Here is an 18,728-nt window from a genome sequence, read left to right on the forward strand (position 1 = left end):
TGATCCGCGGATCGTCGCACCCGGCGTCCTCGAGCGTGGTCTGCTGCTGAACATGCGCTTCCAGCTCGATCATCACGTGAATCTTCGCCCCGCACAGCTGTATCCGGGTGCGCTGTCGCCGTTGGCGGCGCAGCCGGAGATCGACTTCGTCGTGGTTCGTGAAGGCACCGAGGGTCCGTACACCGGAAACGGTGGAGCGATCCGCGTCGGCACCGATCACGAGATCGCGACCGAGGTGTCGATCAATACCTGGTTCGGTGCCGAGCGCGTGGTGCGTTACGCATTTGCCTTGGCGCAGACCCGGTCCAAGCACCTCACCTTGATTCACAAGACCAACGTGCTCTCCAACGCGGGCGCAATCTGGACGCGTGCAATCGAGACCGTCGGTGCCGAGTTCCCGGACGTCGAAACCGCGTACTGCCACATCGACGCGGCCACGATCTACATGGTCACCGACCCGTCGCGCTTCGACGTGATCGTCACGGACAACCTCTTCGGTGACATCATCACCGACCTCGCCGGCGCCGTAACCGGTGGCATCGGTTTGGCCGCAAGCGGAAACATCGATGCCTCGGGTACCAACCCGTCGATGTTCGAGCCCGTTCACGGCAGTGCTCCGGACATCGCCGGCAAGGGAATCGCTGATCCCACCGCCGCGATCCTCTCGGCCGCACTGCTTCTTCGCCATCTCGGACGCGAGGACGACGCCGCTCGGGTCGAGGCTGTGGTCGCTGCCGACCTGGCTACCCGCGGCGAAGGTCCCATCTCCACAACGGAGATCGGCGACCGGATCACTGCAGCGCTGTAAGGAATTCTTTCACGAGACTGACGCGCGTAAGCCTTTCGGCTTGCGCGCGTCAGTCGTTTCCGGCACCCCGATAGACTGGCCGGCATGCGTCTTGGTCGAATTGCCAGTCCCGATGGTGTTGCGTTCGTCAGTATCGAAGGTGAAGAGGATGCCCTCGTCGCCAAGGAAATTGCGGAGCACCCGTTCGGGAACCCCACATTTACCGGCCGAAGTTGGCCGCTCGCCGATGTTCGTCTGCTGGCTCCGATTCTCGCCAGCAAGGTGATCTGCATCGGCAAGAATTATGCAGATCACATCGCGGAGATGGGCGGAGAGGCTCCCGCGGACCCCGTGATCTTCCTCAAGCCAAACACGTCCATAGTTGGCCCGGGTGCCCCGATCGTCTTGCCTCCCACCTCGAACGAGGTGCACTTCGAGGGTGAACTCGCGGTCGTCATCGGTCAACCGTGCAAGGACGTTCCGGCGGCGAAGGCGTTGAGCGTGGTCCTCGGTTACACGATCGCCAACGACGTGTCGGCGCGAGATCATCAGCGTCACGACGGGCAGTGGACGCGCGCGAAGGGCCACGACACTTTCTGCCCACTCGGCCCCTGGATCGAAACCAGTCTGGATGCGTCCGACGTCGATATCAAGACCGAGGTGAACGGCCAGGTCAAGCAGGACAGCAGCACGGCTTTTCTCCTCCACGACATTCCGAAGATCATCGAGTGGATCTCGGCGGTGATGACTCTCTTGCCTGGCGACGTCATCCTCACCGGCACCCCCGCCGGAGTAGGCCCGATCGTCGACGGCGATTCCGTGTCGGTCACGGTCTCGGGGATCGGCACGCTTACGAACCCGGTGACCGCCAAGAGCTGATCTGACCCGGTTCGTTCAGTCACGCGACTACGGAGGCCCCATCCAACCGGATGGGGCCTCCGTCGTGGTGTGAGGTTGAGAGGTGCCTGTCGCAGAAAAGTTGCAAGATGGTAACTATCGCCAGTGGATTGATCGGGATTGCCAACCGACTCGAAGAAATCAGGCTCCGGGACTGACCTGCGGGTTTCATGACCCAGGCGAAGCTTCGCCTCTGATCCTCCTGGCGTTATGTCGGATTTGGCCAGGTTGGGAGAGTTCGCCATACGGTTTGCTGTCGCGACCCGTAACAGACCAAATTCCCTGAAATGTAACGCTGAGCAGTAGGGTGACCGATAACTGGATAGAAGCCGATGGGGCAATCGAGTGGATTGCGCAGAAACGTGGTGATACATGACGACCTTCGCGGAAGCCTCCCGGACAGCGGCAGGGCAAGCGCGGAACGGGCAGCGGCCGGTGTGGCGAGACAAGAAGCGCTACCTGTGGCCACTGGGTTTGCTGGTTCCTCTCAGCCCGTTCGCTGCGTGGTTCCTGGTCGACAAATTCAGTCTCGGGCTCTTCTGGGCCATCGGGGCGTGGCTGATCGTCATCGTCATTCCCCTGATCGATCTCCTGGCGGGCGAGGACGGTAACAGCCCACCGGACGAAGCGATCCCTGAATTGCAAGAGGATCGTTTCTACCGCTGGTGCACGTACTTGTTCCTGCCCCTCCAATACGTCGGGCTGGTGTTCGTCGCGTGGTGTTGGGTGAACGCGCCGATGGCGGCGGGGGAGAAGTTCGCGCTCGCGATGACTGCCGGCGTGGTTGCCGGTGTGGGGATCAACGCGGCGCATGAATTGGGGCACAAGAGTGAGAAGCTCGAGAAGTGGCTCGCGAAAGTAGCGCTCGCGCAGTCCTTCTACGGCCATTTCTACGTCGAACACAACCATGGTCATCACGTCCGCGTCGCGACGCCGGAGGATCCGGCCAGCTCGCGGTACAAGGAAAACTTCTGGTTCTTCTTGCCTCGCAGCGTCATCGGCGGCCTGCGCTCGGGATGGCGGATCGAAAGCGCTCGTCTGAGGCGTCAGGGGAGACGGACGTGGAGTTACCGCAACAACATCCTGAACGCGTGGGCGATGAGTGTGGTTCTGTTCGGCAGTCTGATCGCCGCGTTCGGCTGGGAAATTGCGCCGTGGCTCGCCGTTCAGGCAATTGCAGGCTTCACGTTCCTCGAGACCGCCAACTATCTCGAGCACTACGGCTTGCTACGTGCGAAGCGGCCTGACGGCTCGTACGTCCGGTGCTCGCCCGAGGACAGCTGGAACAGCGACCACGTCGTCAGCAATCTGTTCCTCTATCAACTTCAGCGTCACAGCGACCATCACGCGAATCCGCGTCTGCGGTACCAGAGCCTGCGAAGTGCGGCCGAAGCGCCGCAACTTCCAGCGGGTTACGCAGTCATGATCGTCTGCGCGTGGGTGCCGCCGCTGTGGCGAAAGGTCATGGACAAGCGACTGCTGGCCTACTACGACGGCGACATGACACGCATCAACGTCCTGCCGGGTAAGTGATCGGCCGGATGGAGGAAGGGCTGCCGGACTAACCTGTAGTACGACCATCCATCATCGCCGAGCCAAGTGAGCCATGACCAACAGCGAAGTACGCGTCCGTTTCTGTCCGTCACCCACCGGAACCCCGCACGTGGGTTTGGTGCGCACCGCCTTGTTCAACTGGGCATTCGCACGACACCACGGCGGCACATTCGTGTTCCGTATCGAAGACACCGATGCGCAGCGCGACAGTGAAGAGTCCTACCAGGCCATCCTCGACGCCCTCCGCTGGTTGGGGCTCAATTGGGACGAAGGCCCGGAGGTCGGTGGGCCGCACGCACCGTATCGCCAGTCCGAGCGTCGCGACCTGCATCTCGACGTTGTTGCCAAGTTGCTGGCCGCGGGCGAGGCCTACGAGTCCTACTCGACCAACGAGGAGGTCGAAGCGCGACACAAGGCGGCCGGACGCGATCCGAAGCTCGGATACGACAACTTCGATCGCGAGCTCAGCGACGAGCAGCGCGCTGCCTACATCGCCGAGGGGCGCAAGCCCGTCGTCCGCCTCCGGATGCCCGATCACGATCTGACCTGGAACGACCTGGTGCGGGGCGAGACCACGTTCAAGGCAGGCACCGTTCCGGACTTCGCGCTGACTCGCGGCAACGGCATTCCGCTGTACACGTTGGTCAACCCGGTTGACGACGCGTTGATGAAGATCACCCATGTACTGCGCGGCGAAGATCTGCTGTCCTCGACTCCGCGTCAGCTCGCGTTGTACGAGGCATTGATTCGTATCGGTGTCGCCGATTTCACACCGTCGTTCGGGCACTTGCCTTTCGTGATGGGTCAGGGCAACAAGAAGCTTTCCAAGCGCGATCCCGAGTCCAACCTCTTCATCCACCGCGATCGGGGCTTCATTCCCGAGGGATTGCTGAACTACTTGGCTCTGCTCGGGTGGAGCATCGCCGACGATCACGATGTCTTCTCGCTCGACGAGATGGTTGCGGCCTTCGACGTCTCCAAGGTCAACTCCAATCCTGCCCGCTTCGACCAGAAGAAGGCCGACGCGATCAATGCCGAGCACATTCGTCTGCTCGAGCCGGCCGACTTCGCCGGTCGTCTGAAGTCGTTCCTGGTGGAGCACGGACATATCGGCGCCGACGTCGACGAAGCGACGTTCACTGTTGCGGCGGACCTCGTGCAGACGCGCATCGTCGTCCTGTCCGACGCGTGGGATCTGCTGAAATTCCTGTTCGTCGACGAGGCGTCGTTTGCTCTCGATCCGGCCGCGGCGGCAAAGAACCTGAAGGAAGATGCCGGTCCGGTTCTGGACGCGTCTCTTGCGGCGCTCGATGCCATCTCAGAGTGGTCGGCGGCCAGTATCGAGGAAGCACTCAAGAAGGCCCTCATCGAGGATCTGGAGCTCAAACCGCGTAAGGCCTACGCTCCGGTTCGGGTCGCGATCACGGGCTCTCACATCAGCCCTCCGCTGTACGAGTCGATGGAATTGCTCGGTCGTGAGGTCTCGCTCGCTCGGTTGCGGGCCGGTCGGGCAGCGGTAACCGCCTAGATCGGACGGTCTTCCGGCCGAAAATGAAGCAAAAACCTCCTGTGACCATACGATTTGGTATTTGGGGCAGGGGTACTGGTAATCTTCTTTTCGGCCGGAGACGAGCCGCCGAGCACAACAGCGAAGCGGATCGGACAAGGCTGGTGAGCAAGACCTTGGGGTATGGTGTAATTGGCAACACAGCGGTTTCTGGTACCGCCATTCTAGGTTCGAGTCCTGGTACCCCAGCGGAAATCCGGTCGATTTTGTGGCCGGACTCAGACAAGCTAAGCTTGCTGAGCATCCAAGAGCAAGGCTGAAATACCACGTTTAAAAGCGTGTCCTGGCCCCGTCGTCTAGCGGCCTAGGACGCCGCCCTCTCAAGGCGGTAGCGCGGGTTCGAATCCCGTCGGGGCTACAAAGGAAAGACCCTCCGATCATTGATCGGGGGGTCTTTTCGTATGTGCGGGAAATGTTTCCGGCGATGCGAAAAACGATCACCCCCAGTCGAATTCGACTGGGGGTGATCGTCATCTCACTCTGTTGTCCGCGATCGGTTATCCGCTCTTACGGCGGAACTCTCGCTTGTGATCGGCCGGGCCATGCGTGTTGTGGACCTTGGACTGTCCGTCGCGATGGTCGGTCGATTTGGCGTTCTGATGATTCTTCCGTTCGAGGGCCTCACGGAACTTTCGTTTGGTTTCCTCCGATTGGGATTCGGGTTCGGACGGGGTGTTGCTGTCGAGATCGCTCATATGCTCACTCCTTGTTGTTGGGCCTGTTGGTGAAACTACGCCGGCCCGAATTCGATTGCTCGTGATTTTTCCGCTCACGAATCTCAGGGCTGCGGCGGCGGTGCGGTAGAGCCGGAAAGAGGCATCGCAGGCATCCCGAGCTTGCGGTGATCCCACGAACGAGTTCGATCGGGAACGAACCGTACCGCGACGCGCTTGTGGAGCATCGCGTCGACGGCCGGGCGGAGATCGTCGGTGTATGGGCCCGTGTATCGCTCCCAGACGCTGATTCCCACAGCGAAGAGGGCTTCCGGATCTTCGACGATGACCCCGGTACCCTCCATCGAGACTCCTCGGAGCGTGTCGTACGTCTGACCGTCTTCGATCAGGACGGACATTCGGGCGTCCCGGCGAAGATTGACGGCCTTCTGCGACTTGGCTTTGGTCTCGAACCAGATTTCGCCGTCGACTATCGCGAACCACATCGCGATCAGGTGAGGCATTCCGTCGGCGCTCAACGTCGCCATCGTTGCCGTACGGCTCTTTTCGACGAAGCTCGAGATTTCGGCCTCGGTCATCGTGATCTGACTACGCTGCTTTCCTGCCATGGTCGCGTCGTACTCCTACGTGCTCGAGGATCTGAAGGCCTTACTGTGTCACGAATTACAGACGCTTGTGGAGCGCTTCGGCAGCTGCGAGAAGGTCCGCCGCCCAGCGAGCTCCCGGTCGTCTACCCATCCGATCGATGGGGCCGGAGACCGAAATCGCGGCAATGACAGCGCCTGCCGAGTCTCGGACGGGAGCCGCGACGCTGGCGACACCGGGCTCACGTTCGGCCGCGCTCTGTGCCCAGCCGCGCCGGCGAACCTCGAGCAGCACTCGTTCGCCGAAGGACGCATCGGCGAGGACGGTCCGTTGGGTTTGTGGATCTGCCCATGCGAGAAGGACCTTGGCACCGGATCCGGCGTTCATCGGCAGTCGGGCTCCGACGAGCACCGTGTCACGCAGGCCCGTCGGTGGTTCCATCGACGCGACGCAGATGCGTTGTGTGCCTTCGCGACGGTACAGCTGGACGCTTTCGCCGGTGATTTCGCGAAGGCGGGGGAGGATGAGTCCGGCCGCAGCAATGAGTGGATCATTAGCGGTGGCAGCGAGTTCGGCGAGTCCGGGCCCTGGGCACCACTGACCGTCCGAGTCGCGAGTGAGGAGTCGATGGACTTCGAGACCGACGGCGAGTCTATGGGCGGTCGCGCGCGGCAAACCGGTTCGTGCACAGAGTTCGGTGAGGCTGCACGGTTCCTCAGCTACTGCATGAAGCACGCCCATTGCTTTGTCCAGGACGCCGATGCCGCTATGCTGTCTCATAGGTCGATACCAGTTTCTCGCATAGTGGGATGCTACCGCATTTCCTGGAGGGATAGCGCATTTCCTCGGGACAGTCTGCATCTGCTCTGAAGGCTGGGGACCTACTTCACGCGCGGCGGGCCAGCCCGTAGTCCGCCGACGCGAGGCTACGTACAGAGGTGGAAGACATGGCACAGAAAGCACGCACTCTCGCCGAGAAGGTGTGGGACGACCACGTTGTCGTGAAAGGGGAGGGGCAGGATCCCGACCTCATCTACATCGATCTCCACCTCGTTCACGAAGTGACGAGCCCCCAGGCATTCGACGGACTTCGCCTGGCGGGACGCCAGTTGCGCCGTCCCGACCTGACGATCGCCACCGAGGACCACAACGTTCCGACGATCGACATCGACAAGCCGATCGCAGATCCTGTGTCCAAGACTCAGGTCGACACCTTGCGCCGAAATTGCGAGGAGTTCGGAGTTCGCTTGCACCGCATGGGCGATCTCGACCAAGGCATCGTGCATGTGGTCGGACCGCAGCTCGGCCTGACGCAGCCCGGAACCACCGTGGTGTGCGGCGACAGTCATACGTCGACGCACGGCGCATTCGGTGCGCTCGCAATGGGAATCGGAACCAGCGAGGTCGAGCATGTGATGGCAACGCAGACATTGTCGTTGCGCCCCTTCAAGACCATGGCGATCACGGTCGACGGCGAGCTGCCTCCCGGCGTCACGAGCAAGGACTTGATCCTCGCAGTCATCGCCAAGATCGGCACCGGCGGCGGCCAGGGCTACGTACTGGAGTACCGCGGCGAGGCCATTCGCAAACTGTCGATGGAAGCTCGTATGACCATCTGCAACATGTCGATCGAGGCCGGAGCCCGCGCGGGCATGATCGCACCGGACGAGACCACTTACGAGTTCATCAAGGGCCGTCCGCATGCACCGTCCGGCGCAGAGTGGGACGAAGCCGTCGCCGCGTGGGAGTTGCTCAAGACCGACGAGGGCGCGGAATTCGACAACGAGGTTCACATCGACGCAAGCGCATTGACGCCTTTCGTCACGTGGGGAACCAATCCGGGACAGGGTGCGCCGCTCGGCGACCGTGTGCCTGATCCCGAACTGATCGTCGACGAGAGCGAGCGTCAGGCAGCCGAGAAGGCGCTCACCTACATGGGTCTCGACGCCGGTATGCCGCTTCGGGATGTTTCTGTCGACACCGTGTTCGTCGGTTCGTGCACCAACGGACGCATCGAAGACCTGCGCGCAGTGGCGGAGGTGCTCGAGGGTCGCCATGTGGCAGAGGGCGTTCGGATGCTCATCGTTCCCGGCTCGATGCGGGTGCGGGCTCAAGCCGAAAGCGAAGGTCTCGGTGAAATCTTCACAGCGGCAGGGGCTGAATGGCGCCAGGCCGGTTGCTCGATGTGCTTGGGAATGAACCCTGACCAGCTTGCTCCCGGCGAGCGTTCGGCATCGACGTCCAACCGGAATTTCGAAGGCCGACAGGGTAAAGGCGGCCGGACCCATCTGGTTTCCCCGCTCGTCGCGGCTGCCACGGCGGTCCGCGGAACGCTCTCGGCACCGGCCGATCTGGTCTGACCCACTTACCATCTCGAGGAGAATTTCGATGGAATCCTTTACCACGCACAAGGGTATCGGCGTCCCGCTGCGACGCTCGAATGTCGATACCGACCAGATCATCCCTGCCGTGTACCTGAAACGGGTGACGCGCACCGGATTCGAGGACGGGCTGTTTGCAGGCTGGCGTACCGACCCCAACTTCATTCTCAATCTGGCTCCCTACGACAAGGGAAGTGTCCTCGTGGCCGGTCCCGATTTCGGCACGGGCTCTTCGCGTGAGCATGCCGTGTGGGCTCTCTCCGACTTCGGATTTCGGGTCGTCATCGCTTCCCGGTTCGCCGACATCTTCCGCGGAAACGCCGGAAAAGCCGGTCTCGTAGCGGCACAGGTCGAGCAGAGCGACGTCGAATTGCTCTGGAAGTTGCTCGAAGAGCAGCCCGGACTGGAATTGACAGTAGATCCCGAGAATCGGACCGTCAGCGCCGGAACTACGGTGGTGCCGTTCAATATTGACGACTACACACGGTGGCGTCTGCTGGAGGGTCTCGACGACATCGGACTGACATTGCGGCAGGTAGACGCGATTTCCGAGTTCGAAAAGTCAAGGCCTTCATGGAAACCGACTACCCTTCCAGCCCGAATTTCGCAGGGCTGAACCGAAATCCGCAACTCCGCGCGGGAAGAGAAATAGGTCACCATTTCGCAGTCACGTTGAATGAGAATTGGCGTGGCACATAGACTCTTGCCGTTATCAGGTTTACCGTGGTTCTCAGTCGGTCCGACGGTGGACCACAATTAGCGGAGGAATTTCAATGAACAAGGCAGAGCTCATCGATGTTCTGACTGAAAAGCTGGGTTCGGACAGGCGCACAGCGACCGACGCAGTGGAGCACGTCGTGGACACCATCGTCCGCGCCGTCCACCGTGGCGAGAGCGTGACCATCACCGGCTTCGGAGTCTTCGAGCAGCGTCGTCGTGCAGCACGTGTTGCACGCAACCCGCGTACGGGCGAGACCGTCAAGGTCAAGCCGACGTCGGTTCCGGCTTTCCGTCCGGGTGCGCAGTTCAAGGCTGTTATCGCTGGTGGACAGAAGCTTCCGGCCACCGGCCCGGCAGTCAAGCGTGGCGTAGCAGCACCGGCCACCAAGGCTGCAGCCAAGAAGGCTGCTGCCAAGAAGACCGCAGCCAAGAAGGCTCCGGCCAAGAAGGCTCCGGCCAAGACCGCAGCCAAGAAGACGGTTGCCGCGAAGGCTCCCGCCAAGAAGGCTCCGGCCAAGACCGCAGCCAAGAAGACGGTTGCCACCAAGGCTCCCGCCAAGAAGGCTCCGGCCAAGACCGCAGCCAAGGCTCCGGCCAAGAAGGCTCCGGCCAAGAAGGCCCCCGCCAAGACCGCAGCCAAGAAGGCTCCGGCCAAGAAGGCTCCGGCCAAGCGCGCAAAGTAGTCGCGTTCGGGTGAAAAACTCGATGCCGTAAGACAAAGAGGTGCAGCCGCGGATCAGATCCGCGGCTGCACCTCTTTTTTGCTGTCTGGGAGAAGTGTGAATTCTCCTGTGTTTCAGTGCTTTGCAAAACTACCGAATCGAGCTGGGCGTCGGTTGGTCCAAATCCCTCAGGAGTTGGCGACTTTGGGGAGCGGGCTGTCGAGGTGATCCGCGGCTACCAGACGGCCGTCGAGGAACGAGAGCACCCAAGTGCTCGCCTTACGGTTGCGCGCCGAGGGCAGTGTTACACCGGCCGTATCAGCCCACCAGCGCATCAAATCGGGGATGACGCCTCCTTGGCTGCAGATTACGGGAGTGCCCTCCAGTGCGGCGATCTGCAGCGCACGCGCCCTGGCGGCGTCGGGATCGGCCTCGTAACCTTCTTCGGTCAGAAGAGGTTCCGTCGAAATCTCTACACCCAATGCCTCCGCCAATGGCATCACAGTGTCGATGCAGCGCGTACGGTCAGCCGCGAAAACCGAATCGGCTCCGAAGATTTTCAGCTGTTCGACCAAGGCGGCGGATTGCTCTTTGCCCTTGGCGTCGAGTGGACGCACATTGTCGTCGCCCTTGTATCGCTTACGGCTTCCAGCTTTTGCGTGGCGGACGAGTAATACCGTTTTCGTGTCAGGCCGAAGGGAAACGAAGCGGCGAAGAATCATTCGATCCATCGGGTAGGAAAGATGATCGGCTACCTCGGTGACCGGAAGCCAATAGAGAACATCCACTTCGCTATTCGGCCCGAAATCTCCGTCCACTGCTTCGGCCGACCAGTATTCGACCCGTTTGAGTTTGCGATGTCCCGGGATCGGGTACGTCACGCCACCGAGGTGCCTTCCGAAACGTCCGGTGATCGAGGTCTCTTCGCGGACCTCGCGAACTGCTGCGGTCAAGAAGGTCTCGCCGGGATCGAGCTTTCCTTTGGGGAATGACCAGTCGTCGTACTTCGGTCGATGTACGACGGCGATCTCGATGGCGGAAGGATCCTGAGGAGCCTTCCGCCACAGAACCGCGCCTGCGGCAAAGATGTTGGCTTTGACCGGCTTGTCGTTCATTGTGTGATCCGAGCCCGTCAAGACCCGCTGGCGGTGCGGCTGCGCATCAACGACTGTTGATGCTCACGTACGTCCTCACCGCGTTCGGGGGCAGCGACCCAACTCCCGTCCGGATGCAGTACCCAGCAGCGAGTTCGGGGATCGAGCGCGGAGTCGAAGATGTCACCGAGTTGCTTCGACAGTTTCGGGTCCTTGACCTGCACCATGACCTCGACGCGGCGATCGAGGTTGCGGTGCATCATGTCTGCGCTGCCGATCCAGAATTCGTCGGCCGAGCGGAAATGGAACATTCGCGAGTGTTCGAGGAAGCGTCCGAGAATGGAACGTACTTCGATGTTTTCGCTGAGGCCGGGAACGCCCGGCTTGAGCGCGCAGATTCCGCGGACCACGATCTCGACGGGGATACCGGCCTTGGATGCGCGGTACAACGCGTCGATGACCTGCTCGTCGACCAATGCGTTGGCCTTCAAGCGGATACCGGCATCGCGGCCTGCGAGCTTGTGAGCGATCTCGTTGTCGATCCGCTCGATGATCCCGCGGCGAACCCCGTACGGCGCTACGAGAAGGTTGCGGTAGCTCGTCTTTCGGGAGTATCCGGTCAGCGAGTTGAAGAGGTCGGTGAGGTCTGCACCGATCTCCGGTGCTGCGGTGAGCAATCCGACGTCCTCGTACATGCGCGCGGTCTTCGGGTTGTAGTTGCCCGTGCCGATGTGGCAGTAACGACGAATGGTCGAGCCCTCTCGTCTGACGACGAGGCACGTCTTGCAGTGAGTCTTGAGACCGACGAGACCGTAGACGACGTGAACGCCGGCCTGCTCGAGTTTGCGTGCCCACTTGATGTTGGCCTGCTCGTCGAAGCGGGCCTTGATCTCCACCAGCGCGACAACCTGCTTGCCCGCTTCGGCGGCGTCGATCAGTGCATTGACGATGGGGGAGTCGCCGGAAGTGCGGTACAGGGTCTGCTTGATCGCGAGCACCTGCGGGTCGGCGGCGGCCTGTTCGATGAAGCGTTGAACGCTTGTGGAAAACGAGTCGTATGGGTGGTGGACGAGCACGTCGCCTTCGCGCAGGGTCGAGAACACGCTCTTCGGAGTCTCGCGTTCACCGAACGCCGGATGCGTCGCCGGGACGAACGGAGCGTCTTTGAGAGCGGGGCGGTCGACGGCGTAAACCTGCCAGAGGCAGGACAAGTCGAGGAGACCGGAAACCTCGATCACGTCGGCCGGATCGACGTCGAGTTCACGCAGAAGCAGTTCGAGCATGTGCTCGGTCATGTCGTCGGCAACTTCGAGGCGAACGGGTGAACCGAAACGACGACGCGCCAATTCACGTTCGAGTGCCTGCAGCAGATCCTCGTCCCGATCTTCTTCGACCTCGAAATCGGCGTTGCGTGTGATTCGGAAAGCGTGATGTTCGACGATTTCCATTCCGGGGAACAGCACGTCCAGATGAGCCGAAATCAGTTCTTCCATCGGGAGGAAAGAATCGATGGTGGACGAAGATGTCGTGCTCTTGACTCGCACGAACCGGCCGACGTTGTCGGGAACCTTGACGCGAGCGAAGTGTTCGCCGCGGGTGACGGAGTCCTTCACTGTCACGGCGAGGTTGAGGCTCAGTCCGCTGATGTAGGGGAACGGGTGGGCGTGATCGACTGCCAACGGCGTCAGTACCGGGAAGACCTGCTCGTGGAAATGCGCCGAGAGCCGGCCGTGATCGTCGGCACTGAGGTCGGCCCATCGAACAATTGAAATGCCTTCTGCCGCCAGGGCAGGGCGGACCGAGTCGAGAAACACGTGTGCGTGCTTGTCAGCGAGTTCCTGGGTGCGACGCGCGATGAGCGCCAATTGTTCGCGTGGGGAGAGGCCGTCGGCGGACCTGACCGACAGTCCCGTCTCGTCGCGGCGCTTGAGTCCGGCGACCCGGACCATGAAAAATTCGTCGAGATTGGAAGCGAAGATGGCGAGGAACTTTGCGCGTTCGAGCAACGGCAGTGACTCGTCGGCAGCCAATGCGAGAACACGGGCATTGAAATCGAGCCAGCTGAGTTCGCGGTTGAGGTAACGATCCTCGGGAAGTCCGACGAGCAATTCGGGTAGCTCTGCCTTGGTAGCTGCAGGGGGAGCGCCCGGGATGTTGGTGGCGACCGCGACGGCCTGAGATCGCGGCGAGGTGGCCGCGCCGTTCTCGTGCCGGCCGGAGCTGTGGTCTCCGTCCGACTGGTCTTCGGAAATACGGTTTTCGAGTGCTTCGCCATTGCTCACTCGTCGATCATCCCCCACAATCGCGCGGTCCGACAATCGATGAAAGAAAATTCATCGACTGTTCGACGGCGTGGCCTTGAGTCTGGTCAACGAAGCCGATGTCGCGGGGCCTACTCCCAGTGCTCGCACAGTGCCGAGATCGGCATGGGTGTCGACGTCGGTGCGCAGTCCCGGCCATTGGCCGTTGAGTGGACGAGCACCTGAATTGGCATGTCCAAGTGCGGATTCCGGCCCGAACCGAGGGTCGAGCGCGCTTTCGCCGCACGCAAACAATGCGGAAGTGCCGGTGCCGTGGTGATCGACGACGACTGAACGTCCGCCGCTTCGGGCCGCGGCCACGGCCTCCGTCAGTTCGCTCGGTTGCATGGCGGGCAAGTCGGCTTGCAGCACAACGAGGTCGACCACTCCGCGCTTGGCTCGGATATCGGCGGCCGCTGCACTCAACGCCGCGTTGAGGGTTTCCTCCGTGCGCGGTGTTGCGCCGTTGGTTCGGGCGCCGTCGGGAGCTGGATCGGCGTAGACCGTCACGCCGACGGAATATGCAAGGGCGGCAACGGTGGGGTCTGGGGTGACCACTGTGACGCTGTCGATGGCCGAGACGGCTGCAATTGTGGCGAGGGTGTCGTGAAGCATGGCCAACACGAGGTCTGCACGCGCGTCCGAGTCGAGTTCGCCCGCGAGGCGGGACTTGGCCGATCTCAAGGACTTGACGGCCACTATCGCATGCATGGGGCGTTCGATCTCCGTGCGCGCATGCGGTGTCTCCACGGCGTGTGGGTACGGGGGTTCCGCGCTGTCCATCCCTCGATCTTGCCAGTCATCACGCTCGGTGTCCGCGGCTGCCCACCGCAGTGCACCACAGGCGATACTCTGTGCAGACGATTTTTCTGGCGGCGACCCGCTTCGCCGGGTAGACGGGGTGAGCGTGTGAGTAAGGCAGCTGTATTGGGCGCAGGTTCGTGGGGAACGGCGTTGGCGAAGGTGATGGCCGAGGCCGGAACCGACGTGACGATGTGGGCCAGGCGTGAAGAGGTCGCGAAGCGCATCGACACCACGCACGAGAACAGCGACTATCTGCCAGGCATTGCTTTGCCTTCGTCGATTCGCGCGACCCACCACCACGAGGAGGCGATGGCAGGTGCTGACTTCATCGTGCTGGCGGTTCCCTCGCAGTCGCTACGAGCAAACCTGGAGCAGTGGAAAGGCTCGATCGGACCCGATGCGACTCTGCTGAGTCTGGCCAAGGGAATCGAGACCGGGACGCTCATGCGCATGAGCCAGGTCATCGTGTCGGTGACCGGCGTGGAACCGGGGCGCGTCGCGGTGCTCTCGGGCCCGAACCTTGCACACGAGATCGCCGGCGGGCAGCCCGCGGCGACGGTGATCGCCTGTTCGGATTCCTCGCGTGCCCTCGCTCTCCAGGATGCTTGTGCTACCGGCTATTTCAGGCCGTACACCAACTCCGACGTCATCGGATGCGAGATCGGTGGTGCGTGTAAGAACGTGATCGCGCTGGCCTGCGGCATGGCCGCCGGCAGTGGATTCGGCGACAACACGGTTGCCAGCATCATCACCCGTGGGCTCGCCGAGACGATTCGTCTCGGCGTTGCGCTCGGCGCCAAGGCGTCGACTCTTGCAGGCTTGGCGGGCGTCGGTGACCTGGTAGCGACCTGCACGTCCGAGTTGTCGCGAAACCGGACGTTCGGAGAGCGGCTCGGACGAGGCGGGTCGATGGAGTCGGCACAGAAGGCAACCAACGGTCAGGTCGCCGAGGGCGTGAAGTCGTGCACGTCGGTACGCGCACTCGCTGCCGGATACGACGTGGAGATGCCGTTGACCGACGCGGTCCACCGGGTGTGCCACGAAGGCATGGCCGTCAGCGATGCGATCGGTCAGTTGCTCGGACGCCGGACGAAGCCGGAATGAGTGAAATCGGTGTGGGTCGCTTCGAGGATTACGGGGATTCGACGCGCAGCGTGAGCGCCGTCGCGCGCGAACACGCCGCGGGTCAGCCCATGCAACTGGGCCCGATATTCGCTGCGCCGTACCAACTTTCGGCGGACGAAGGTTCCGAGTCCGATACCTATGCACGTGCATCGAACCCGGGTTGGCGCGGACTCGAATCCGCGCTCGCGGCGCTCGAGAGAGCGGACCACGCCCTCGTCATGGGATCGGGGATGTCCGCGATCACCGCTACCTTGCGCAGCGTCCTCGTCGCGGGGGATACCGTCGTCGTGCCCTCGGACGGGTATTACCAAGTGCGGTTGTACGCGAACGAGCGCCTCGCGCCGTTGGGAATCACCGTTCGCGAGGTTTCGACTCTGCAGATGGGCGACGCGAGCTTCGTAGATCTGCTCGACGCGTCACCGGGCCGCGTGGTCGTCGTCGCCGAGACGCCGTCCAACCCGGTGCTGGACGTGGTCGACCTTCGCGTGCTCGCCGACGTGTGCCACCGTTCGGGTGCGCTGCTGATCGTCGACAACACGACCGCGACACCGCTGGGTCAGCGCCCGCTCGAATTGGGTGCCGACGTCGTGGTGGCCAGCGGTACCAAGGCTCTCAGCGGGCACAGTGACCTCCTGATGGGTTACGTCGCCACCTCCGATACGGCGGTGAGTCGGCAAATCGAGCGTGAGCGACTTCTCTCGGGAACGGTGCTCGGCCCCTTCGAGACGTGGCTTGCGCACCGGAGTCTCGGCACGGCAGGCCTGCGATTCGGGCGTCAGTGCGACAACGCGCTGGCGCTTGCCGAGATGTTGGTGGATCACAAAGCAGTCCGGTCCGTTCGTTACCCCGGCCTTCGCGGTGACCCGTCCTATGCAACGGCATCCGGTCAGATGAATCGATTCGGTGGATTGGTGAGCGTCGAGTTGGATTCGGCTCAGGCATTCCACTCGTTCGTCGAAGCGAGCGCTCTCGTCACGGCTGCTACCAGCTTCGGCGGGATCCACACGACGGCGGATCGCCGTGCGCGCTGGGGCGATCCGGTCAGTGCGGGGTTTGTCCGAATCGCTTGTGGCATCGAGGACACCGCCGATCTCCTGGCCGACATCGAGCGCGCACTCGACGCGTAAACGGGCCGGGTCGACGAAATCGGTCCGGCCCGATCGCGTGCCGCAGTCGATTCGGCGGTACGGTTTGACGCGTGAACAGCAGTCGTACCCGCGTGGCCGTGATCTTCGGTGGCCGGAGCAATGAGCATTCAGTGTCCTGTGTTTCCGCCGGAAGCGTCCTGAGCAACCTCGACCCCGATCGGTACGACGTCGTACCGATCGGCATCACTGTCGACGGTTCCTGGGTGCTCGGTTCGAGCGACCCCAGTTCCCTCGCGATCAGCGGGCGCGCGCTGCCGTCGGTCGACAAAGACGGAACGTCGGTGGTCCTCAGCGCGGACCCCACCCGCGAGGGCGAGGTCATCTCCTTCGACGGCTCCGACGCCGGTGCTGTGCTCGCGTCGGTCGACGTCGTGTTCCCCGTTCTTCATGGGGCTTACGGCGACGACGGCACGATCCAGGGTCTGCTCGAACTTGCCGGGGTTCCGTACGTCGGACCCGGAGTTCTGGCCAGCGCCGCCGGCATGGACAAAGAGTTCACGAAGAAGCTTCTTGCTGCTGAAGGACTTCCCGTCGGAGTGCAGGTCGTGCTTCGACCGGGAACCGCAACGCTGACCGAAGAGCAGAAGGCGGAATTGGGCCTTCCGGTTTTCGTCAAGCCCGCTCGTGGAGGCTCGTCCATCGGCATCACTCGGGTGAGCAATTGGGACGGTCTGGACGGGGCGATCGCTCATGCACGCCTGCATGATCCCAAGGTGATCGTCGAAGGCGCGATCATCGGCCGCGAGGTGGAATGCGGCGTCCTCGAATTCCCGAACGGCGACGTCAAGGCGAGTGTGGGCGCCGAGATCCGGATGCCGGATTCCGACGCCGATTCGGACGCATTCTACGACTTCGACACCAAGTACCTCGACGACGTCTGTGAATTCGACATCCCCGCGAAACTCGACGAGTCGGTGAGCGACCAGATTCGAGAGCTTGCTGTCCGCGCGTTCAAGGCACTCGATTGCCAGGGACTCTCGCGGGTCGATTTCTTCGTCACGGCTGACGGCCCGGTGATCAACGAGATCAACACGATGCCCGGGTTCACTTCCATCTCGATGTACCCGAAGATGTGGAACGCCACCGGAATCGATTACCGCACTTTGATTTCGACTCTGGTCGACACCGCCATCGCTCGCGGCACCGGCCTTCGCTGATCAGGGAACCGCGACCGGCGCCGGGTCGAGAGGCTTCTGTTCGAGGGTCGCCGTGATGGTGTCGGAGATTTCCTGAATCGGCGTCGGACCGGTCCCGTCGGGGATCGTGATACCGATGTATTCACCGCGGTCTACGGCAAACCAAGTGCTCGCCGCCAAACCGATGTCGGTTCCCGAGACCTGGAACCACTGGACACCGTTCACGACCTGTAGTGCTGCAGCCTGGTCGAACTCGGACGGACGGTCGAGTCCGCAGCGCAAGACGATCGGCTCTCCTTCGCTGCGCTGCCACGCTGCCGCACCGGCCGGAGCAGGTTCCACCAATTCGGCTTTCGTGAAGTCGTCGATCTTGTCGGGGAGCGCGCCGAGAAGGGAAACGCAGGCCGGCGACTCCGCTGCCGGTGCCGGTACGGGTCCCAATGCAACCGGCGAGAGTTCAGGGTTGTTTCCCGCGACGACGGCCGCGATCACTACTCCGACGATCAGGGCTACCGGGAGTGCGATGGCGGTGGCGATCAGCGCCGGACTGCGGCGCTCTGACGGATCGTCGTCGCCGTCGGGGTCGATGTCGGCGTTGTCTGCGGTGGAGGTGTTTTCTGCCATGCTCAGTTCTTCGCTCGGGTCCTGGTCCAGTCGATCAGCGGTCTTGTCACTTCTGAGAGCATGTCGGTGAATCGGTAGGATTGCCGACACACGCGTGAGCTTGCAGAAGCATTCACGACCACAGCTAGAAGGTACCGCAGGCCGCTTACGAGCGAATTGCGTCGGCATTGGAGAGACTCATCGCATCATCGGAGTTCACTGCATCATCGGAGTTCACTGCATCATCGGAGTTCGGGTCGGAGCCCACTGTCGAGCAGGTGGGGGAGTTCGACGTGATCGCGCGATCTCTTCTCGGCCGAATCCAACCGATCACCACTGAATTGGGGCCGGGTGACGATGCCGCCATCGTGACTTCCGGAGACGGCCGTGTGGTTGTCTCGTCCGACATGTTGGTCGAAGGTCGACATTTCCGAATGGATTGGTCTTCACCACGCGACATCGGCCGGAAGGCAGTGGCACAGAACGCTGCTGATGTGGTCTCGATGGGAGCGCGGCCGACGGCCTTCACGGTGTCTCTGGGGTGCCCGCCTTCGACACCCGTCGACGTGGTCGACGCAATCTCCGCGGGAATCTGGGACGCGGCAACCGATCTGGGTGCCGGTGTGGTCGGCGGTGACCTGGTCCAGTCACCGGTGATCGTGGTGTCGGTGACCGTGCTCGGCGATCTCGG

Annotated in this window: 18 protein-coding genes and 2 tRNA genes; 13 read left to right on the forward strand and 7 right to left on the reverse strand. The window is 62.3% G+C overall.

Annotated features, from left to right (window positions below; translation table 11 throughout):
• From A2J01_RS10515 to A2J01_RS10540, 6 genes are all read left to right on the forward strand, one after another.
• The coding region (locus A2J01_RS10515; RefSeq protein ID WP_064112661.1) for a 3-isopropylmalate dehydrogenase at window positions 1–808 on the forward strand (808 nt) is incomplete at its 5' end.
• 84 nt (window positions 809–892) lie between these two features.
• Complete coding sequence (locus A2J01_RS10520) at window positions 893–1,666, forward strand: fumarylacetoacetate hydrolase family protein (protein ID WP_003944722.1); 774 nt, start codon at window positions 893–895, stop codon at window positions 1,664–1,666.
• Window positions 1,667–2,056: 390 nt separating this feature from the next.
• Window positions 2,057–3,217, forward strand: coding sequence for an alkane 1-monooxygenase (locus A2J01_RS10525; RefSeq protein ID WP_030535413.1), 1,161 nt, complete (start codon window positions 2,057–2,059; stop codon window positions 3,215–3,217).
• A gap of 73 nt (window positions 3,218–3,290) precedes the next feature.
• Window positions 3,291–4,766, forward strand: a complete 1,476-nt coding sequence (gene gltX, locus A2J01_RS10530) for a glutamate--tRNA ligase (protein WP_030535414.1) — start codon at window positions 3,291–3,293, stop codon at window positions 4,764–4,766.
• A 156-nt stretch (window positions 4,767–4,922) separates the two neighbouring features.
• A tRNA-Gln gene (locus tag A2J01_RS10535) sits at window positions 4,923–4,994 on the forward strand.
• Between the two features lie 96 nt (window positions 4,995–5,090).
• Window positions 5,091–5,163: transfer RNA gene (locus A2J01_RS10540), tRNA-Glu, on the forward strand.
• 139 nt (window positions 5,164–5,302) lie between these two features.
• Here the strand turns inward: A2J01_RS10540 and A2J01_RS10545 are convergent.
• The 3 genes from A2J01_RS10545 to A2J01_RS10555 form a co-directional block, all read right to left on the reverse strand.
• Complete coding sequence (locus A2J01_RS10545) at window positions 5,303–5,500, reverse strand: DUF5302 domain-containing protein (protein WP_007729345.1); 198 nt, start codon at window positions 5,498–5,500, stop codon at window positions 5,303–5,305.
• An 83-nt stretch (window positions 5,501–5,583) separates the two neighbouring features.
• Window positions 5,584–6,087 (reverse strand): pyridoxamine 5'-phosphate oxidase family protein, encoded by a 504-nt coding sequence (locus A2J01_RS10550; RefSeq protein ID WP_003944740.1) that lies wholly within the window; start codon window positions 6,085–6,087, stop codon window positions 5,584–5,586.
• 55 nt (window positions 6,088–6,142) lie between these two features.
• Window positions 6,143–6,844 carry an IclR family transcriptional regulator gene (locus A2J01_RS10555; protein ID WP_007729342.1) on the reverse strand — a complete coding sequence of 234 codons (702 nt, stop codon included), beginning with the start codon at window positions 6,842–6,844 and terminating at the stop codon, window positions 6,143–6,145.
• A 158-nt stretch (window positions 6,845–7,002) separates the two neighbouring features.
• Between A2J01_RS10555 and leuC the strand changes: the two genes are divergently transcribed.
• The 3 genes from leuC to A2J01_RS10570 all read left to right on the forward strand — a co-directional run bounded on the left by leuC (window position 7,003) and on the right by A2J01_RS10570 (window position 9,848).
• Window positions 7,003–8,424, forward strand: a complete 1,422-nt coding sequence (gene leuC / locus A2J01_RS10560; protein ID WP_003944727.1) for a 3-isopropylmalate dehydratase large subunit — start codon at window positions 7,003–7,005, stop codon at window positions 8,422–8,424.
• A 28-nt stretch (window positions 8,425–8,452) separates the two neighbouring features.
• Window positions 8,453–9,061, forward strand: a complete 609-nt coding sequence (gene leuD, locus A2J01_RS10565) for a 3-isopropylmalate dehydratase small subunit (protein ID WP_064112662.1) — start codon at window positions 8,453–8,455, stop codon at window positions 9,059–9,061.
• A gap of 157 nt (window positions 9,062–9,218) precedes the next feature.
• The gene (locus tag A2J01_RS10570) at window positions 9,219–9,848 is read left to right on the forward strand and encodes an HU family DNA-binding protein (protein ID WP_007729339.1); all 630 of its coding nucleotides are present in this window, start codon (window positions 9,219–9,221) and stop codon (window positions 9,846–9,848) included.
• 167 nt (window positions 9,849–10,015) lie between these two features.
• On the opposite strand, the gene A2J01_RS10575 is transcribed toward A2J01_RS10570, so the two are convergent.
• From A2J01_RS10575 to cofC, 3 genes are read right to left on the reverse strand one after another with little or no spacing between them, the layout of a single operon-like run.
• Window positions 10,016–10,942, reverse strand: a complete 927-nt coding sequence (locus tag A2J01_RS10575; RefSeq protein ID WP_058038612.1) for a bifunctional NUDIX hydrolase/histidine phosphatase family protein — start codon at window positions 10,940–10,942, stop codon at window positions 10,016–10,018.
• 17 nt (window positions 10,943–10,959) lie between these two features.
• Window positions 10,960–13,203, reverse strand: a complete 2,244-nt coding sequence (locus A2J01_RS10580; RefSeq protein WP_003942685.1) for an RNA degradosome polyphosphate kinase — start codon at window positions 13,201–13,203, stop codon at window positions 10,960–10,962.
• 51 nt (window positions 13,204–13,254) lie between these two features.
• Entirely contained in the window at window positions 13,255–14,004 is a 750-nt protein-coding gene (gene cofC / locus A2J01_RS10585; RefSeq protein ID WP_082900839.1) for a 2-phospho-L-lactate guanylyltransferase, read from the reverse strand.
• Window positions 14,005–14,130: 126 nt separating this feature from the next.
• Between cofC and A2J01_RS10590 the strand changes: the two genes are divergently transcribed.
• The 3 genes from A2J01_RS10590 to A2J01_RS10600 all read left to right on the forward strand — a co-directional run bounded on the left by A2J01_RS10590 (window position 14,131) and on the right by A2J01_RS10600 (window position 17,455).
• Window positions 14,131–15,129, forward strand: coding sequence for an NAD(P)H-dependent glycerol-3-phosphate dehydrogenase (locus A2J01_RS10590; protein WP_030535420.1), 999 nt, complete (start codon window positions 14,131–14,133; stop codon window positions 15,127–15,129).
• Window positions 15,126–16,277, forward strand: coding sequence for a cystathionine gamma-lyase (locus A2J01_RS10595; protein ID WP_042925741.1), 1,152 nt, complete (start codon window positions 15,126–15,128; stop codon window positions 16,275–16,277). The genes A2J01_RS10590 and A2J01_RS10595 overlap by 4 nt, the downstream gene beginning before the upstream one ends.
• A 71-nt stretch (window positions 16,278–16,348) precedes the next feature.
• Window positions 16,349–17,455 carry a D-alanine--D-alanine ligase family protein gene (locus A2J01_RS10600; RefSeq protein WP_064112663.1) on the forward strand — a complete coding sequence of 369 codons (1,107 nt, stop codon included), beginning with the start codon at window positions 16,349–16,351 and terminating at the stop codon, window positions 17,453–17,455.
• Here A2J01_RS10600 and A2J01_RS10605 read toward each other — a convergent pair whose 3' ends face one another.
• Entirely contained in the window at window positions 17,456–18,148 is a 693-nt protein-coding gene (locus A2J01_RS10605) for a DUF3515 domain-containing protein (RefSeq protein ID WP_003942765.1), read from the reverse strand.
• A gap of 77 nt (window positions 18,149–18,225) precedes the next feature.
• On the opposite strand from A2J01_RS10605, the gene A2J01_RS10610 reads away from it, so the two are divergent.
• Window positions 18,226–18,728 (forward strand): AIR synthase related protein (locus A2J01_RS10610; RefSeq protein WP_231915763.1); only part of this gene is annotated, 503 nt, incomplete at its 3' end.

The sequence above is a fragment of the Rhodococcus sp. EPR-134 genome (assembly GCF_001647205.1).
Classification (GTDB): domain Bacteria; phylum Actinomycetota; class Actinomycetes; order Mycobacteriales; family Mycobacteriaceae; genus Rhodococcus_F; species Rhodococcus_F qingshengii.

Excerpts from the sequence above, each read along its gene's own strand:
- A2J01_RS10525 (WP_030535413.1), top strand. The coding sequence starts at position 2,057 with ATGACGACCTTCGCGGAAGCCTCCCGGACAGCGGCAGGGCAAGCGCGG.
- leuD (WP_064112662.1), top strand. The coding sequence starts at position 8,453 with ATGGAATCCTTTACCACGCACAAGGGTATCGGCGTCCCGCTGCGACGC.
- A2J01_RS10545 (WP_007729345.1), bottom strand. The coding sequence starts at position 5,500 with ATGAGCGATCTCGACAGCAACACCCCGTCCGAACCCGAATCCCAATCG.
- A2J01_RS10595 (WP_042925741.1), top strand. The coding sequence starts at position 15,126 with ATGAGTGAAATCGGTGTGGGTCGCTTCGAGGATTACGGGGATTCGACG.
- A2J01_RS10550 (WP_003944740.1), bottom strand. The coding sequence starts at position 6,087 with ATGGCAGGAAAGCAGCGTAGTCAGATCACGATGACCGAGGCCGAAATC.
- A2J01_RS10520 (WP_003944722.1), top strand. The coding sequence starts at position 893 with ATGCGTCTTGGTCGAATTGCCAGTCCCGATGGTGTTGCGTTCGTCAGT.
- cofC (WP_082900839.1), bottom strand. The coding sequence starts at position 14,004 with ATGGACAGCGCGGAACCCCCGTACCCACACGCCGTGGAGACACCGCAT.
- A2J01_RS10575 (WP_058038612.1), bottom strand. The coding sequence starts at position 10,942 with ATGAACGACAAGCCGGTCAAAGCCAACATCTTTGCCGCAGGCGCGGTT.
- A2J01_RS10555 (WP_007729342.1), bottom strand. The coding sequence starts at position 6,844 with ATGAGACAGCATAGCGGCATCGGCGTCCTGGACAAAGCAATGGGCGTG.
- A2J01_RS10570 (WP_007729339.1), top strand. The coding sequence starts at position 9,219 with ATGAACAAGGCAGAGCTCATCGATGTTCTGACTGAAAAGCTGGGTTCG.
- gltX (WP_030535414.1), top strand. The coding sequence starts at position 3,291 with ATGACCAACAGCGAAGTACGCGTCCGTTTCTGTCCGTCACCCACCGGA.